This is a genomic window from Shewanella sp. SG44-6, assembly GCF_014164185.1.
In the GTDB taxonomy this organism is placed as follows: Bacteria; Pseudomonadota; Gammaproteobacteria; order Enterobacterales; family Shewanellaceae; genus Shewanella; species Shewanella vesiculosa.
In genome coordinates, this window is sequence record NZ_JACJER010000091.1 from 1 (window position 1) to 18,852 (window position 18,852).

14 protein-coding genes and 1 riboswitch are annotated in these 18,852 nt (G+C 42.5%); of the genes, 1 reads left to right on the forward strand and 13 read right to left on the reverse strand.

Annotated features, from left to right (window positions below; translation table 11 throughout):
• Positions 1-117: 117 nt before the first annotated feature.
• The 8 genes from cobO to H5185_RS15385 all read right to left on the reverse strand — a co-directional run bounded on the left by cobO (position 118) and on the right by H5185_RS15385 (position 7,746).
• Positions 118-756: a cob(I)yrinic acid a,c-diamide adenosyltransferase gene (gene cobO / locus H5185_RS15350; RefSeq protein WP_124015610.1), complete on the reverse strand. Its 639-nt coding sequence runs from the start codon at positions 754-756 to the stop codon at positions 118-120.
• Complete coding sequence (locus tag H5185_RS15355; protein ID WP_182742520.1) at positions 753-2,321, reverse strand: cobyric acid synthase; 1,569 nt, start codon at positions 2,319-2,321, stop codon at positions 753-755. The genes cobO and H5185_RS15355 overlap by 4 nt, the downstream gene beginning before the upstream one ends.
• Positions 2,321-2,851: a bifunctional adenosylcobinamide kinase/adenosylcobinamide-phosphate guanylyltransferase gene (gene cobU, locus H5185_RS15360; protein WP_182742521.1), complete on the reverse strand. Its 531-nt coding sequence runs from the start codon at positions 2,849-2,851 to the stop codon at positions 2,321-2,323. The genes H5185_RS15355 and cobU overlap by 1 nt, the downstream gene beginning before the upstream one ends.
• Entirely contained in the window at positions 2,851-3,636 is a 786-nt protein-coding gene (locus tag H5185_RS15365; RefSeq protein WP_124015607.1) for an adenosylcobinamide-GDP ribazoletransferase, read from the reverse strand. Before H5185_RS15365 ends, cobU begins: the two co-directional genes overlap by 1 nt.
• Positions 3,637-3,645: 9 nt before the next feature.
• Complete coding sequence (gene cobT / locus H5185_RS15370) at positions 3,646-4,701, reverse strand: nicotinate-nucleotide--dimethylbenzimidazole phosphoribosyltransferase (protein WP_182742522.1); 1,056 nt, start codon at positions 4,699-4,701, stop codon at positions 3,646-3,648.
• An 86-nt stretch (positions 4,702-4,787) separates the two neighbouring features.
• Entirely contained in the window at positions 4,788-5,894 is a 1,107-nt protein-coding gene (locus H5185_RS15375; RefSeq protein WP_182742523.1) for an iron ABC transporter permease, read from the reverse strand.
• Complete coding sequence (locus tag H5185_RS15380) at positions 5,887-6,696, reverse strand: ABC transporter ATP-binding protein (RefSeq protein WP_124015604.1); 810 nt, start codon at positions 6,694-6,696, stop codon at positions 5,887-5,889. Before H5185_RS15380 ends, H5185_RS15375 begins: the two co-directional genes overlap by 8 nt.
• Positions 6,697-6,774: 78 nt before the next feature.
• Positions 6,775-6,911: riboswitch (cobalamin riboswitch) on the reverse strand.
• A gap of 121 nt (positions 6,912-7,032) precedes the next feature.
• A complete protein-coding gene (locus H5185_RS15385; RefSeq protein WP_182742524.1) occupies positions 7,033-7,746 on the reverse strand; it encodes a histidine phosphatase family protein in 714 nt (237 codons plus the stop codon).
• Positions 7,747-8,166: 420 nt separating this feature from the next.
• On the opposite strand from H5185_RS15385, the gene metH reads away from it, so the two are divergent.
• On the forward strand, positions 8,167-11,883 hold the full coding sequence (metH, locus tag H5185_RS15390) for a methionine synthase (protein ID WP_182742525.1): 3,717 nt from the start codon (positions 8,167-8,169) through the stop codon (positions 11,881-11,883).
• A gap of 809 nt (positions 11,884-12,692) precedes the next feature.
• Here metH and H5185_RS15395 read toward each other — a convergent pair.
• From H5185_RS15395 to H5185_RS22780, 5 genes are all read right to left on the reverse strand, one after another.
• Positions 12,693-13,139, reverse strand: coding sequence for a DUF3465 domain-containing protein (locus H5185_RS15395; RefSeq protein WP_182742526.1), 447 nt, complete (start codon positions 13,137-13,139; stop codon positions 12,693-12,695).
• A gap of 94 nt (positions 13,140-13,233) precedes the next feature.
• Positions 13,234-13,656, reverse strand: coding sequence for a thioredoxin TrxC (gene trxC, locus H5185_RS15400; RefSeq protein ID WP_182742527.1), 423 nt, complete (start codon positions 13,654-13,656; stop codon positions 13,234-13,236).
• Between the two features lie 451 nt (positions 13,657-14,107).
• Positions 14,108-16,069 carry a hypothetical protein gene (locus H5185_RS15405; protein ID WP_182742528.1) on the reverse strand — a complete coding sequence of 654 codons (1,962 nt, stop codon included), beginning with the start codon at positions 16,067-16,069 and terminating at the stop codon, positions 14,108-14,110.
• 1,114 nt (positions 16,070-17,183) lie between these two features.
• Positions 17,184-18,470: an acetyl-CoA hydrolase/transferase family protein gene (locus tag H5185_RS15410; protein WP_182742529.1), complete on the reverse strand. Its 1,287-nt coding sequence runs from the start codon at positions 18,468-18,470 to the stop codon at positions 17,184-17,186.
• A gap of 141 nt (positions 18,471-18,611) precedes the next feature.
• The coding region (locus H5185_RS22780; RefSeq protein WP_220494479.1) for a hypothetical protein at positions 18,612-18,852 on the reverse strand (241 nt) is incomplete at its 5' end.

An 18,852-nucleotide genomic window follows, 5' to 3' on the forward strand; every position in this document is an offset into this window, starting at 1 on the left:
ACATAAAAATGGTTTTTGTAATTATGTTCCAAAAGCCATTTTTATGTCATTGGATGGGTTAAATTTGTCAAACTATGGGTACATTATGTCAATGTATGGGTTCAGCGACATCAATGATTAATAATCGAACCCTAACTGCGCTTTAATGCCATCATTAAACGCATGTTTTATCGGAACAATTTCACTTACTGTATCAGCTAACTCAATAATGTCACGATGACAAGCGCGACCAGTGATAATCACATGTTGCATCGCTGGGCGATTTCTTAACGCCGTTAATACTCGCTCAAGTTCGATATAGTGATAACTGACCATGTAAGTTAATTCATCTAACAACACCATGTTGATCGATTCATCTTTAAGGAGTTTTTCAGCTTCGAGCCAAGCTTCCATGGCAGCTTGGGTGTCTTTTTCTTTATCTTGAGTTTCCCAAGTAAAGCCGGTGCCCATGACATGAAATGGTACACCTGCACCTTCGAGTAAATTACGCTCACCACAAGCCCAAGTGCCTTTAATAAATTGCACTACCGCGGCTTTATGACCATGACCAACAGCGCGCGTCACAGAGCCAAAACCAGAGGTTGATTTGCCTTTACCATTACCGGTTAACACTAATAAAATGCCTTTCTCATCTTGAGCAGCAGCAATTTTGGCATCAACACCCACTTTAACTTTCTGTTGGCGGGCTTTATGACGTTCAGCTTTGTTTGCATCAATAGTGCTAGCTTGTTCATTATCGTGGTTATCAGTTGTCATGAGATTATTCCTTTCAATGTGTTCATGTCCAAATGCGCTTCGAGTACGTCGGCAAGACGATTTAGTTGCTGCTCGCGGATCTGGTTAATATCAATAGCATGGCGACTCTCTAAGCCGGCCCACTGCAAAATAAGTTGGCATGCAGCGGGATGATCGAATAATCCATGCACGTAAGTCGCTAAAATTTGTTGGTCATTGCTCACCATGCCATCAAGCTTAGTAACTGGCATGGGCTGAGCGGCATATTGTTCAATCGATAACGGCTGAGTTATATTCTCTGTAAGTGAAGACTCACCACAATGGATCTCATAACCACTAAACTCTACCTGCTGGCCTTGTAAACGTAAGTGACCCCTTACTTGAGTTAAGGTTTTACTAGCAGTTAGTACGGTAGTAATCGGTAATAAGCCCAATCCGTCACTGCAACCAACGTTATCTTCAATACCTAAGGGATCATCAATCCACTCACCGAGCATTTGGTAACCGCCACAAATCCCGATGACTTTACCGCCGTAACGTAAATGCTTTTTCAAGGCGAGATCCCAACCTTGCTCGCGCACAAAAGCTAAATCTGCACGCACATTTTTACTGCCAGGCAATATGACTAAATCCGCGGCTGGCCACTCAGATGCTTGAGCCATGCTCTGCATAGTCACATAATGAAAATCAATATGTGGATGTAAACGCAGTGGATCAAAATCGGTATGATTACTGATCCTTGGATACACTAATACCAACACAGACAAACGCTGACTGGCAGATAATGCGGTCGATAGCGTGCTTTGAGGGTTATCAATTAATGCATCTTCAGCGTCTAAATGCAGATCGTGTAAATAAGGTAATACGCCTAATACTGGTTTTTGAGTATAAGCTTCAAGCCAGTCGATACCAGACTGCAACAAGCTGATGTCACCGCGAAAACGATTAATCACAAAGCCTTTTACCCGTGCTTGCTCAGACGGGCTTAATAATGCCAACGTACCAACTAAATGGGCGAACACACCACCTTTGTCAATATCGGCAATAATGATTACTGGGCAATCAGCCTCCTCAGCAAAGCCCATATTGGCAATATCACCTTGGCGTAAATTTATTTCGGCCGGGCTACCCGCACCTTCAGTCACCACCAAGGAATATTGCTGCTGCAGGCGAGTGTAAGATTGCATTACCGCCGCTAATGCCATGGTTTTATAACCTTGGCTCTGAGGTCCGAAAAAGGCCTTAGCTTCTAATGTAGACAAGGCTTTACCGTGAATAATCACTTGCGCGCTCGTATCTGAGCTGGGCTTTAATAACACCGGATTAAAATCGGTATGAGGCGCTAAACCACAAGCAATAGCCTGCAGTGCTTGGGCGCGGCCAATTTCACCACCATCAAGGGTTACGGCGCTGTTTAACGCCATATTTTGCGGCTTAAACGGAGCAACGCTCACGCCTTGACGGGCAAATAAACGACACAGCCCCGCCACTAAGGTGCTTTTACCCGCATCGGAAGTAGTGCCTTGCACCATTAATGCGCCGCAAAGGGGGTCACCTGTTACAGGTGTGGAATGAACTAATGACATTATGCTTTTAAGGGCAATGGCAGGCCTGCAACCACCAAAGTCACTTGGTCAGATATCGCTGCTATCGCTTGATTTAACCAACCAGCTTCATCAACAAAACGGCGGTTGAGCTCGCCCATAGGCACAATACCCGAACCGACTTCATTGCTAACTAACACCACTTCACTTTGCAATGCAGACAAACTGTCGAGCAATAATGACTTTTGCATGGCCCACGAAGCGCCATCATCTAGTAGTAAATGATTGGTAAGTAATAAGGTTAGGCAATCGAGCAAGATCACTTGCTGGGGTTTATCGATTGCCACTAAGGTTTGGGCAATATCATAAGCTTGTTCGTGCAGTATCCAGCCATGGGGGCTGGATACTCTATCTTGTTGGTGTTGGTGAATACGTTGCGACATTTCTGTGTCTAACGCGGTCGCGGTTGCTAAATACACGCATTGATAACCAATCGCTGCGTATTCAGCAACGCATTGCTCAGCAAAGCGACTCTTACCACTGCGCGCACCACCTAACACCAAATGAATCATTAGCTTAACCCAACCGCTAAAATAACTAAGTAACAACATACTTCGCTGATTTGTTGCGCTGCCCCTAACGTATCACCGGTGTAGCCACCAATCTGTTTACGGAAAAAGCCACCAAGCAAAATACGCACTAACCACAAGGTAATAAACAACACAAATGCCGCCACGCCGTTAAGCCATAACAACACAAAAATACCGCTGGCAATCAAAATAAATAAATCGTTTAACTGTTGGTTTTCTGCAATAGGCTTAGATTTGCTGCTATCGTCATCGCGAACATATTGTTCACTAAAAATTAAGCTAGAAGCCACCACTCGACTTAAGGTATGACCTGCTACCAGAGCGCTTACCGCAGCCATAGGGCTGTATAATGCTAGCTCGACTAACAGTTGCCATTTCAGTAATAACACTAACCCCAAGGCTAAAGCACCATAACTGCCTAAGCGCGAATCTTTCATAATCCGCAGCTTATCTTCTACCGTCCAACCACCACCAAAGCCATCAGCGGTGTCGGCTAAGCCGTCTTCATGAAACCCACCAGTCACCAACACACCGGCCACCATCGCCAGTAGAATGGCAATGCTCGCAGGTAAAATTAATTGTGCTAACCAAAATACCAACGCACAAATTAAACCAATCATTAAACCGACCAAACCAAAATACCGACTGGCCTGATTCAGTTTATCGCGATCAATCACCACCCATGATGGAACGGGGATCCGAGTAAAAAAACTCATTGCCACAAAAAACAAATTTAACTGCCGCAACCACTTTATCTCGCCAGACATGTTGTACCCTTAAACCACATTATGAACGCCAGCATCATCGAAACTGGCCATTTGATTGTAAAAATGCACCGCGGCTTGAATTAACGGCAAGGCTAATGCAGCGCCTGTGCCTTCTCCAAGTCTTAATCCCAGCGACAACAAAGGTGTTGCTTGTAGCTGTTGTAACAAAAGCTTGTGTCCTTGCTCTTGCGACTCGTGAGCAAAGATTAAATAGTCTCTTGATTGTGGAGATAATTTTACCGCAACTAATGCTGCAGCAGTAGCGATAAAACCATCAATGACCACTAATATTTTTTGCTCTGCGGCTGCTAAAATAGCCCCAGTCATTTGCACGATTTCAAAGCCCCCCACATGAGCTAAAATAGCCTCTGGAGACACTAAAGTAGGCTGATGCAATGCCAGAGCTTGATTAATTAATTGTGTTTTGGTGACCAAGGTTGCATCGTCAATGCCCGTGCCTCGGCCAACACATTGCTCAACATCAATATTAAGCATTGCTGACATTACCGCCGTCGCGGCAGACGTATTACCTATGCCCATTTCACCTAAGGCAATCAGATTACAGCCGCCTGCAACATGACGCATAACCAGCTGGCGAGCTAACTCAAACCCTTGGGCGACTTTTTCAAGCCCCATAGCAGCACACAAATGCATAGCGTGAGTACCGGCGCCTAAGCGCTGATCGATAACGCTCGTTTGCCCTGTCAGCGGTTGTAATATACCGCAATCAATAATTTCAAGTTCAAAGCCGACCTGGCGACAAAACACGTTAATTGCCGCGCCGCCTTGAACAAAGTTATGCACCATTTGAGTCGTCACTTCGCTTGGCGCAATCGACACGCCATAAGCGGCAATACCATGGTCGGCAGCAAACACTAACATAGTTGGCTTAGTGATTTGCAGCTGTGTACTTAATCGCTGCTGATTGCCATTATATTGCACCCGAGCAACCTGTAATGCCAACGATTCTAGTTGACCTAAAGCCCCTAGCGGTTTGGTTTTTTGATTAATCTTATGCTGGATGATGTCATCAACATCTGGATTAACGGCTTCTATAACAAACATTTCAACTCCAACAACTTGGGCTAATAAATTTCAACATGATGCGCATAGCAATTCTTATAAAAGTTCTTATACCTGTGTCTAAATAATTAGCGCCGTTGGCGTAAAATAAACAAGAAAAACACACTGCCTAACGCTGCTGTAATAATACCAACGGGCAATTCTTGATTAAATAAAACACACCGCGCTATCACATCAATCCACACCATAAATAAGCCACCCAACATCGCGGTTAAGATCATCGGCTGACGCCCAGAAAACAATAACCTAACCGTGTGCGGGATCATTAAACCGACAAAACCAATGCCACCACACGTTGCCACTAGCATTGCCGTAATAAGCGAACACAGTAACAACATACTTAAACGCAATTTAGCGACATTAATTCCTAAGGTATGCGCGGTTTCATCTCCCGCTTGCAACGCCATAATTTGTCGTCTAAAAGTCAACATAATCAATAAACTAACCCCTACCGTTACACTCGGTAACAGTAAGTTAGACCAACTGGCTTTGGCAAAACTGCCTAAACTCCAAAACAGCACTGACGCCGCAGCCTGTGGGGTCGAAAAATACAACAACAAACTGGTCAATGCACCAAACAGAAACGAGGTCGCCACACCGGATAACAACATACGTTCAACTTGGCTACTTCGACCAGGTCCCGACAACATAAACACCACCAACACAGATAAACTGGCGCCGATGAATGCTCCTATCGGAATACTTAATGTCGACCAAGACCACCAAGGTTGTGCGGTAAAGTTTGGCGCTAGGGTAAATACCCCTGAAAACATCTCGGCAAACAAACCCGTTTGACTGAATAACGACACCACCAACACCGCACCAAATGACGCCCCAGAGCTAATGCCAAACAAATACGGGTCAGCTAAAGGATTGCGGGTCACGGTTTGTAATACACTGCCCGCTATAGACAAACCAGCGCCGGCGACAAAGGCCAATAAAATTCTCGGCAAGCGTAATTCAAGCACAATACGTTGAGTTATCTTAACTGCATGCTCACTGCCATCAATCGCACTCGGCATGTCGCCGCCTATTAAGGTATTAAATATCATTAATACGTCATTTAGATGAATATTGGCCGCCCCAAAACTGGCGGCAAAAATCGGAGTAAGCAGTGTAACTACAACCAACAAGCTGAAGTAAACATAGTAGCGACGTTGGGATGCATCAATCATGATCAGGGCCCACTTTGTGGCTGGGTTGGTAACCATAAAAATAACTAATCAGGGGCTTTGCGTGTTGTGGATGAACATTAATGTCGCAGCACACACCGAACACATCACTAATTTGTCGCTCGGTCAGCACTTCAGTTGGAGTGCCTTTAGCAATTAACTGTCCGTGATCGAGTAGTAATAATTTATCGCACATCGCGCTGGCTAAATTTAGATCATGTATCGATGCGATAACGCTAATGCCTAATGATTTAACCAGTTCAAGAATTTGAATTTGATAACGAATATCTAAATGATTAGTGGGTTCATCTAAAATAAGAATATGCGGTTGTTGCACGATAGCGCGGGCAATAAGTGCACGCTGTTTTTCACCACCAGATAACAGTTCATACTGTTGCAGTGCTTGTTGCTGCAAGCCCACTTTGGCTAATGCGCTTAATACACGCTCACGGTCTTGGACGGTATTAGGATCAAACAAACCTTTATGCGGCGTTAACCCCATGGTCACTAACTGCTCGGTGGTCATGTCAAAATAATGCGGCGTATCTTGTTGTACCACCGCAATATTTTGCGCTAGCAACTTAGATGAAAACTCACTGATGGGTTTGGAAAAAATCGCAATATCGCCGCTCGTGGGCACAATGTAACGATACAGGCAACGTAACAAGCTTGACTTACCCGCGCCATTTGGGCCAATTAAGCCTAGCATTTGACCTTTAGGCAGACTGAAATGAATGTCAGCCAAAATCATTTTATTATCGACTTGCCAAAAAAGATGATTTACATCTAATACAGACTCAGACATGCAAGTAACCTCGCCATGTCCAATTAATTAACACATACATCGATTTAATCACTCCCCTAAGTCACCCGCTTAGGTATGGATAATGAGGCGATTCAAAGCTGGTATCTGACTTATGCACCAATACTTAATTGATCCATTTACAGTTGCGGGTACAGTTTGGGCTTATCCCAATTCCCAATACCTTGAAAGGCACTACTTTTTAAACTATCGTGTTGAAGATAATCATCTTAACGACATGATGTTAATACAATAAATAGTAAGCTAGTCATTTTAACACCATGATATTGAGACTATAACGACGATGACAGTAACGCCATAACACGACTCTGGTGGTTCTCAATTCTTAGGCCAATGTAAGGTAAAGCTCACTTTAGCGGCTTTAGTATCTTTTATTGGCAGCTGAAAACGATCAATATTATCAACATCGTCAGGCCAATACACATCGAGCACCATAATAGCAGCATAGGGGATCGCTAGGTTAGCGAATAATCCGCTACATTGGCCAGTATTGAGTACATATCCGACTAAACAGCGCATTACGCCACCATGAGTCACCACTAACGCATGGGGACAATCGTCACCATTAGGCTTTTGTTGAGCACTATCTGTCTGCGCAAAAGAGCTCCACAGAGCATCAACAACGGTCATTAAGCCAGCTTCCACTCGTGCGGCAAAATCGGTTACCGACTCAGCCTTGTCTGGTGTATTTTGTGCCAGCCAAGGGTTATCCCAATAAGCATCAAATTGTTGTGGGTTTTGCTGATAAATAGCATCAAATGATTGCCCATCCCAGACACCAAAATCAATTTCTTGTAGTGAAGATAAAGTGGTTAACGGTAACGATAGTTGCTGTGCTAAAGCTTGGCTAAATAACTGACAACGCAACAACGGCGAACTAAATACATGACTAATCGGATATTGCTGCTCGATAAAAGCTTGCTGCATTTGCGTCAGACCAATATCGGTAAGCTTCACATCGGTGCGGCCGCGAAATATCCCTCCACCTTCACACTCACCATGGCGCATTAATATTATCTTGGCTCGCTTCATTGACATAAACCTTAGTTAGAGAGTCATAAACATTTATCAAACAGTGCCTTGCACTGCTAACACAGAGCAAATGTACCCTCAATTTAATTAACTATTCTGATGTTAACTTACTTATCCAGCTATCGAGTAAATCAAATTAAATCAAATTGCGCCTCATTGAGCTTAAATCAGCCTTGCTCTAGCGGTAAAAATTCGCGTACTATGGACGTCTATACGTTTATATGTCCAAAATACTATCTTAACAGGTCAGCATATAAAAGGTCATCATTATGAGCAATAGCTCTGATCTACAGTAGCAACCAAAAATTGCCTGTAGTAGCTGTAATAAACAATGATGTTATCGCCCTACTCTGGTAAAAATAAGGGTATGCTTATCTCAATTAAGGTATCAAGCAACATAGTGATAAAAAGGTAACTGTTATGGCGAAATCGACTTCTTACAGTCAAACACTTGAACAACTTAATGCATTGTTAGCGCAGCGTATTGTGATTTTAGATGGCGCCATGGGCACCATGATCCAAGACTACAAGTTGGAAGAAGAAGATTATCGTGGCGAGCGTTTTAAAGATTGGCATTGCGATGTTAAAGGCAACAATGACTTATTAGTACTCAGCCAAGCGCAAATTATTAAAGATATTCATACCCAGTACCTGTTAAACGGTGCCGACATTATTGAAACCAACACCTTTAATGCCACCACCATCGCCATGGCCGATTACGATATGCAGTCTCTGGCCGCCGAAATTAACCTAGCCGGAGCCCAAATTGCCCGCCAAGCAGCCGACGAAGTGGCTGCGCAAACAGGTTTGCCACGTTATGTTGCCGGCGTATTAGGCCCAACTAACCGCACCTGCTCTATCAGTCCAGACGTTAACGACCCTGGGTTTCGTAATGTCAGTTTCGACCAATTAGTCGACGCTTATGTCGAATCCACCAGCGCCTTAATTGAAGGCGGCGCCGATATCATTTTAGTTGAAACCATTTTTGATACCTTAAACGCCAAAGCCGCTCTATTTGCGATTGAAAAAGTATTCGATCAACTCGGCGATCGCCTACCTGTTATGATCTCAGGCACCATTACCGACGCCTCAGGCCGAACCTTAACAGGGCAAACCACAGAAGCCTTTTATAACTCTTTACGCCATATCAAGCCGTTATCGATTGGCCTTAACTGTGCCCTTGGTCCTAAAGAGCTGCGCCCGTACGTTGAAGAATTATCGCGTATTGCCGAGTGTTATGTTTCCGCCCACCCAAATGCGGGCTTACCTAACGAATTTGGTGGCTACGATGAAACCCCAGAAGAAATGGCCGAAGTCATTAATCAATGGGCTCAAGAAGGCATGCTCAACATTGTCGGCGGCTGTTGTGGTAGTACACCCGCTCATATCAGCGCCATTCGTGAAGCGGTACTCAGACACGAACCCAGACAGATCCCAGATCTGCCCGTGGCTTGTCGTTTATCGGGCCTAGAGCCTTTGACCATAGATAAAAATTCGTTATTTGTTAACGTCGGCGAGCGCGCCAACGTGACCGGTTCAGCTAAGTTTTTACGCTTAATTAAAGAAGAAAAGTTTGAAGAAGCCTTAGATGTCGTGCGTGAGCAGGTTGAAAATGGCGCACAAATTATCGACGTCAACATGGACGAAGGGATGCTCGATGGCGTCGCGTCTATGGCGAAGTTTTTAAACTTAATCGCCTCTGAGCCCGACATCTCTCGCGTACCAATCATGATTGACTCATCAAAATGGGAAGTGATTGAAGCCGGTCTTAAATGCGTCCAAGGTAAGTCGATTGTTAACTCGATTTCGATGAAAGAAGGTGAAGCCAAATTTATCGAACAAGCCACCTTAGTCAAACGCTACGGCGCTGCTGCCATTGTAATGGCCTTTGACGAAGAGGGCCAAGCTGACACTCGTGAACGTAAAACTCAAATCTGTACTCGTGCTTATCGCATTTTGGTCGATGTTGTCGGCTTTCCTCCAGAAGATATTATTTTTGATCCCAACATCTTTGCTATTGCCACCGGTATTGATGAACACGACAATTATGCTGTCGACTTTATCGAAGCCATTAAAGACATCAAAGCCACCTTGCCACACGCGATGATCTCCGGCGGTGTGTCTAACGTGTCATTCTCATTCCGCGGTAACAACCCAGTGCGCGAAGCCATTCACGCGGTGTTTTTATACCATGCCATTCAAGCGGGTATGGACATGGGTATTGTTAACGCAGGTCAGTTAGCCATATACGATGACATTGATCCTGAGCTAAAAAAACGGGTTGAAAACGTAGTTCAAAACTTACCTTGCCCAGTAGCCGACTCAAGTAACACTGAACAACTGCTCGACATCGCTGAAAGCTTTAGAGGCGATGGCTCACAAGTGGCTAAAAAAGAAGATTTAGCCTGGCGCAGTTGGCCAGTATCGCAGCGTTTGTCGCACGCATTGGTTAAAGGTATTACTGAATTTATTGACGAAGACACTGAAGCTGCCCGCCAAGAAGCTGTGCGTCCACTGGACGTGATTGAAGGGCCATTAATGGACGGCATGAACGTGGTCGGCGACTTATTTGGCGCAGGCAAAATGTTCTTACCACAAGTAGTTAAATCGGCTCGGGTAATGAAAAAAGCCGTCGCTTACCTTAATCCTTATATCGAATTGGAAAAGGTTGCTGGCCAGTCAAACGGGCGAATTTTAATGGTCACCGTAAAAGGTGATGTGCATGACATAGGTAAAAATATCGTCGGTGTGGTTCTCGCCTGCAACGGCTACGAAGTGGTCGATCTTGGGGTAATGGTATCGGTCGATAAAATTCTCGATGCAGTAAAAGAGCATAATATCGACATCATCGGCATGTCAGGTTTAATCACTCCAAGTTTAGATGAAATGGTGCACAACGTGAAAACCTTCCACCGTGAAGGCTTAACCATCCCTGCAATTATCGGTGGTGCAACCTGCTCTAAAATTCATACTGCAGTAAAAATAGCACCGCATTATCCACATGGCGCCATTTACATTGCCGATGCATCTCGTGCTGTGCCTATGGTGTCAAAACTGATTAATAACGCCACTCGCCAGGCGACCATCGACGAGGCTTACGCCGAATACGACATGATGCGTGAAAAACGTTTGTCGCAAACTAAGCGTAAAACCATCGTATCGATTGAAGCGGCGCGTGATAATCGTTGTCAACACGACTGGGAAAACTACACCCCGTTTACGCCTAATGTATTAGGCCGCCAAGTATTTGATGACTACCCGCTAGAAGATCTAGTCGAACGTATCGACTGGACGCCGTTCTTTAGAAGCTGGGAACTGCACGGTCATTACCCTGAAATTTTAAAAGACAAAGTCGTTGGTGAAGAAGCCGTTAAATTATTTGCCGATGGCCAAGCCATGTTGAAGCAAATTATTGCTGAAAAGTGGCTTACCGCCAAAGCAGTAATCGGTTTATTCCCAGCGAATACCGTTAATCACGACGACATTGAGCTATACACTGATGAAAGCCGCAGCACATTAGAAATGACCACCCATCATTTGCGGATGCAGCTTGAGCGCGTGGGTAACGACAACTTCTGTTTGTCTGACTTTGTTGCACCAAAAGATTCAGGCGTTGCCGACTACATGGGCGGTTTTGCGGTGACGACGGGGCACGGTATTGATGAACATGTTGCCCGTTTTGAAGCCAATCACGATGACTACAATGCGATTATGCTCAAATGTTTAGCAGACCGTTTAGCCGAAGCCTTTGCCGAGCGCATGCACGAACGTGTTCGTAAAGAATTTTGGGGTTATGCCGCGGATGAAGTGCTCGATAACGAAGCGTTAATTCGCGAACGTTATAAAGGCATTCGTCCAGCGCCAGGTTACCCAGCATGCCCAGACCACACTGAAAAAGGTTTGTTGTGGGATTTGCTCAAACCCGATGAGACTATCGATTTAAATATTACCGAAAGCTTTGCCATGTACCCAACAGCTGCAGTTTCAGGCTGGTACTTTGCCCATCCCAAATCACGCTATTTTGGCGTAACTAATATTGGTAAAGATCAGGTAGAAGACTACGCTAAGCGTAAAGGCATGACCTTGGAAGAGACAGAGAAGTGGCTAGCGCCAGTATTGGACTATGACCCGGAGTAGACTGCCACAGAATAGAGAGTGACCGAGAGTAAAGAGTAATTCTGATTAGAGTGACCTTGAATAGATAATGATCCTGAGTAATTAGGATCATTAATTCTTTTGCAGCCTAATAACCGAGGGAATCGCCAGGTCCCACCCTTACACAGGTCAAATCAAACGTCGTTCCGGCAATGCTTTTGAGCCGGAATCCAGCCCTTTGTTTTATTAAACTCTACGGCCTGTGGCTACCGAGGTCGAAGCGCTTCACAAATAGCAAATTAACATCGTAAGGTTCCCCCTTGCATAGGTCGAAAAAGGCTCAATGGTCCCCCCCCTCTTTTCTATTTACAGAAGAATTCCCCCCTGTCGTTCCGGCAACATTTTCCCTATTGACTAAAAACAAAAGAGGCGAAAAAAGTTACGTTTAAAATAACTACAGCTTTTAACCTCATTTAAATCCGGCCTCAGCTCTTCTTACAATGAAGAGTGAAAATGCTAACGCTTTCTATGAGAATCTGATTTGAATGGATTCACGAAAGGCGTGATGGCATAGGCAATGATATTGCCGACATCATAATGATATTTCGAATATTCAAGTAGGTCAGATGTGCCAGAAAGTCATGTGTGAGCTTCACGCATTCAGTTATAGAGAGTCTTCAACAGACTTAAATAAATGAATCCTGATACAAGTTGAAACAGTAAGATCATCTTCAATTACCAGTAAAAAGTCACCTTGGTAATTCTAACCATTGCTTCATTTGTGATACGAGCACGGCAAATACTTGTTATACTGTAAGTTTTCCTTGTTGGAATACCATTAAAACTACGATTTATTGATAGTTGCTGCCATTATGCTTTAACCAGCCACTTTGATGTTGTCCACGTGGGTCGTGGTGAGTCCAATGAATAACGCCGCCTTTGTTGTTAAATTCATAAACGCCGTAAAACTCGACCGTATCGCCGACATTTAAGTTTTCTATCCGTGGGGCTAAATCAATATTATGGGCAACTAATAGCGTGTTACCGCCGGCAATTTTCAGAATAAATCGTTGGTGGCGACTGCCTTTCAGATCGTCAGCAAGTATTTTTACCACATACCCTGAACCACCAACTTGAAGGTTACTTAGCTTATTATCAATAGCATTTTGCAACACGCTATCACTGTCAGCGGTATAACCAGCATAAACGTTTTGTACAATTTGAGTGGTTGAAACCTTTCGATCTAAAAAGCTAAATAATGCGAGGCCAAATAAGCAGATAACTAAGATTTTTTTCATGTTTATCAAATCCTTTTAAACAACAATCAAAATAAAGCTAAGCAAAAACGCGATAGTTTATCGCGTTTTTAATGAGTAATCTAACGTCCACAATCTATTTAATCGACTCTAGCCATTGGTTAAATGATGATGCAGGCATAGCGCCCGATTGCTGTGCAACAGCTTTGCCTTGTTTAAATACCATCAAGGTTGGAATAGAGCGAATATTGAATTGGGCAGCGAGAGCTTGTTGCTCTTCGGTGTTGAGTTTGCCGAAACGAAATTTGGGTTCCCATTTTTTAGCTGCTTGAGTAAATACTGGGGCAAAGTTTTTACACGGACCACACCAGCTAGCCCAAAAGTCGACCACCAGTGGCAGTTCTGATTTATTAGCATGGTGACTAAAATTTGCGGCAGTTAGTGTTATCGGCTCACCCACAAATAGGCTCTGTTTGCACTTTCCACAAGTGGGTTGTTGTTCAAGACGTTCTTCAGGGACGCGATTTAAGGTATCGCAATGGGGACAGGCTATTATCATGATTAGACCTCATCAACTTCATTATTGAGACTATTAAATCATAAACCTAGATGGTGTGTTAAACGAATAATCGTTTTAATTTATTATATTATGGCCTACTGCCACCAACGTCGTGGCGCTTCGCCCACACCAGAATTTACAAACTTCGTTTGAACTAAGATCGCAAGGTTCCACCCTGCACGGGCCAAAAGGGGATCAACAGCAATCCCCTCTTGGATCACCCCTGCCGTTCCGGCAACATTTTCGCTATTTAACCAAACAACAGCAGCGAAAAAATTGCGACGGAAATAGCTCTAGCTTTGGACTTCATTTGCAGCCTGCTTCGGCCTTATTTGAAAATGCTAACGCTTCCGATGGTACATCCTGTACCGCGAAAGCTAGCCTGACGTCCTGTCAGGCTCATGCTATTTTCTACAACGGCCTCAAGAGAAAAGTTTGCTAAACTCAGTATTTATTCTATTAGCCTGTAAGTGTTAAAATACTCATCCCAACATTTTTCCCATCCAGTTGATAATGAGAACCTATTTCCATTTTTTAATTCGTGGATCTTTAACCAAGACTCACTTTTGACAATCTCATTATCACGAAGAGCACGTGAAATGTTATTTGATTTTTTGTGTGAATCGATGCCCGCAACATAATGGTTAAATACATGAGTTATTTCAGAGCCACTGCTTTGAGTATGTCCGAGTTTTAACCTTAAAATCAATCCTACAAATATTATTGGAATATAAACAGTTTCTTTAACTTTTAACTTGTTAAAATCGACACCGATGTTATCTAAAAAACTTATATCAATTTCATTATCAGGCTTTTTTCTGATTCCATTATGTTTCGTTTGCAAATATATATCATCAGTCGATTGAACTAGAGGCAAGTGCCCTGTTTTTTTATACTCATTTATATCTAATATAGAGCTATTCAAACTTCGGTAATCAATTAAAGGAATTTCAATATATTCACCTTCTTCATATATCATTCCTTTAGGCTCATCTTTTGTTGATAGCAGGTCTGCATAACAACCGTAATCTAGAACATAAAGGTTAAATCTCTTACCTTTTTGATTTTTTGCTGTTACACCCTGTTTTACAAGGTGAATAATTCTAGAATCATATAAGAACTCGATTAAATCCTCTTTAACGTCCGCTCTTACTAAAAAACCTCGAGTCGACTTTTCAGCAATTACCTTATTAATGATCCAGTCTAATAAATGGATTGCTTCCTCACAAGAATTTATATCTTTACTTTTATTAGTTGTATACCATTTTCTTGCTGCAGTTCTAATTGAAAAAATTGATAATCTATTACGGCCTGAGTGCATAGCCGCTTCTGAAATGATATGAATTGCATCTCTTGGTATCCCTTCTGAAGCCCTAACAAACTCTTCAAAAACTGAATTTGATGTAAATATTTGTTTTATAAACTTATTACTTTCTACAGGACAATAATTACTTTCATCTAATGCTAAACAATGTTTATGAATTAATTCTTTGAAAAACTCTATAGATTTAGTTTTATCCGTATCAAAAACCATAAACTCATCTAAATTTATTGAAGTTGATGCATCCGCTGATAATTCTAAACCGATTGATTCATTATCATTTACCATTCGAAATCTAGATCTGTGTTCTATTGAGGCAATTTTTATTGTCAAGGTAGGTATTGAGAAAAGGATTTTTTTGATGGATTCAGCTAGAAATGGTTGAAGATCTTGAGGGACTTCACTCCATTCATCCAAAAGTATCCACAGTTTATTACTAGGGAGCAATTGTATGATATTTTTGATACTCTTTGAAATAGCACCAAAGTGCAGTTTCAATTTCTCTTTACCTGATGTTGTATTTTTATTCGACACAATTTGACTATTTTTCTCTTGTTTGCTTCCTTTAACATTAAACAAAGGTACAGATGAAATCGATCCACTTAATTGCTGATTATTTTCTGAGGATTCTCCATTAGATCGCTCTATCGCGACAGTTCCATCTATTGAAATATTTGTTGATAGGTCTAGCAGGTTATCTAAATAAGGGGCAGCTAAAGATAAGTCACAAATATCATTTCCAGAAATTTGCTCAATGAGAGATGTATGAATTTCACAAAGCAGATCAGAAAGTAATCTCGTTGCTCGTTCACTTAATGGAATATTTGTATCTGCGTAAATTCCACCAGTGGAGCCTAAACATCTCATATCAGCTTGAATTACAATCTCATTTTTTTCTTCTAAAGAATTTTTGAGAAAAAGTAATAAATGAGTCTTCCCCGTTCCTCTTCTGCCATAAATTATCTGGTTTTCTTCAGTTTTTAAGATAGTAAATACGTGACCAAGGTGAACAAATGATTTAACTAAATAATCACTACTTTTCCTTTCCGCCCTTTTGGATATTTGAAGTAATAACTCATTAATACTGTTCAACTTTCCCCCTTTACTCACTTAGATAGCACTATATTTAAACATGCATTAAATGATGATTTTACTGTCATGTATGATTATCACTAAAGCCATATAATTCTACAAGAAAACATTAGCATTCGATAAATAAAAGTAGATGCATAGCTTTAAAAAATAGTCGTATGATTATGTTTCTTCGGCTGAATGTAATTTTTCGTCCTTGTTAAATATTAAAGATAACTGCTCTATATACTTATGTCTATTTACAATTCATATATATTAATTAGTTAAGTAAAATCTGAAATTATTAATCACCGTTATACCGAATTTAAAGTACTACTAAAGTTAAAAAAGCCGCATAAAAAGATTAGAAATCTTCCAAGCGGCTTTATTTATACTTAGTTTTTACAACCATTTTTGTCGCAAGTTACTCGTTCTGATGATTGAACCCAATGATCCGAGTTTGTCTTTGTATTTGTGCCGCATCCAGTATTACCACCTTTGCTTCCTTGATGGACAACTCCAGTAGGTGTGTGTTTTACAGCCATAGAAATTTCCTTTTTATAAAAGTAAAACAAATTAAAACAGTTTTTCAACGATAAGATTGCAACACTAGAAAGATTATTCTCAGTAAAAATAGAAACATCGTCCTGATGTTGGTGATGCTAACAGCTGAACGCGGTTAGTCTTCATCCTTGTTGATGTCTCAACATAACGGGTCTAGGCATACCTGTCTATTAAAAACACACTAGTAATCACTTAATAAAACTAAGGTCTTATAATCCATGCTCAGAATGTCTATTGCATTGAGGTCGTTGAAGACTCTTTATAAAAGAATGCGTGAGCCTGACAGGACGTCAGGCTAGCTTTCGCGGTACAGGATGTACCATCGGAAGCGTTAGTATTTTCGAATAAGGCCGAGGCTAACTAAAAATAAAGTTAAAAGCTGGATCTACCCCATGGCGACCTTTTCGCAGCTGTTGCTTTGTAAATAGCGAAAATGTTGCGGGGCGGCTGGGAGATCCAAGAGGGAACAGCCGTTGGTTTCCTCTTGGTCTGGTGTGGGCGAAGCGCCACGACGTTAGTGGCCGCAGGCCATAATAAGAAAAAATTGACTCAAACTGTTCAACAACAGTATTTAAACCTTAAGTCGCCACATCTCAAAAGCTTCTTGGCAAAGCTGCTCTCTAAACTTAGGGTGGGCGATATCAATCAGTGCTCGGGCTCGCTCGCGTAACGATTTACCGCGTAAATAAGCGGTTCCATACTCGGTGACAATATAATGCACATGCGCACGAGTGGTTACTACGCCAGCCCCTGGCGATAATACTGTGCTAATTCGTGACACAGTGCCATTAGCTGCTGTGCTGGGTAATGCAATGACAGATCGGCCTCCTTCAGATAATCCTGCCCCTCGGATAAAGTCCATCTGGCCGCCTACGCCTGAATAAATTTGTGTCCCTAATGAATCAGCACACACTTGGCCTGAAATATCGACCTGTAACGCTGAGTTTATTGCCATCACATTGGGGTTTTTACGGATAATAGCCGTGTCATTAACCTGCTCAATATCCATGAATATGACCGAAGAGTTGTCATCTACAAAATCATAAAGTCGTTGGCTACCCAATGCAAAGCCTGTCACAGTCTTGCCGGGATGAACTTTCTTACGACTATTGTTTATCACTCCAAGTTCAATCAGATTAAGCACCCCATCAGAGAAAAGCTCTGTGTGTACGCCCAAATCTTTATGTGCGGTTAAACATGCCAGCACAGCATCAGGGATCGCACCTATGCCCATCTGTAGGCAAGCACCATCACCTACCAGTTTTGCCACATGTTGGCCGATGGCCAGGCTGATTGCATCGCTTGGAGCGAATAAATGTTGTGGTAACGGCATGCTCTGCTCATACACAGCGGCCAGCTTATTATAATGAATAAAGCCATCACCATGAGTACGAGGCATCATAGGATTAATATGAGCAATGATTTTAGCCGCCATTTGACAAGCCGCTAGCGTTGCCTCGACCGATATGCCTAAAGAACAGATACCGTGTTTATCCGGTGGAGACACTTGGATAATGGCAGTATCGATGTGCTGCTCGCCAGAACGAAACAATTTAGGCACTTCAGAAAGAAAAATGGGCACATAATCGGCATCACCTCCTTGTAGCAACGACCGCGTGGGTGATCCGGCAAAGAAGCAACGATGGCGAATATGATCCTTTAAACGGGGATCACTTAGCGACTCGGCCCCCTCGGTATGTAACTGCAATAATGTTAAACCATGCTTTGTTAATGCATGTTTGGCTAACGCATCGAGCAGTAATATGGGGGTTGCCCCCATAGAGTGAGTCCATAAGGTTTCACCATTTTCAATAAATGAAACGGCCTCTAATGCACTGCTACAAATTATTGGTTTCATTAATATTACTCAACATAATGACGCTATTGTGATGTCAGGGCCAAGCTAACGCTTTACATAGTGTTAACGAAGCTAAGGTTTAGCTCAAGCATAGAGTTAAGTAAATGAGACATAGATACATTAGGAATGATCAAATCATTGCTATGGGAGAATTGAGCCTGAAAGTAACATTGAGGACAGTCTCGAACAAGCCACAGAAACAGCATGTGCAGCGATTAAACCATGTCTATTCAGGGGATTAAATGCTGCCTCTTCTGGCAATACATGGTCAAGCTCGCGATCGTAAACTGTTGATACCTTGCCCAAAGACAAAACGGAATTACGGCTCAAAAAAAACCAGTAAGGTGAATTAACAGTAATAAGATGATTTATCGTCACTAAG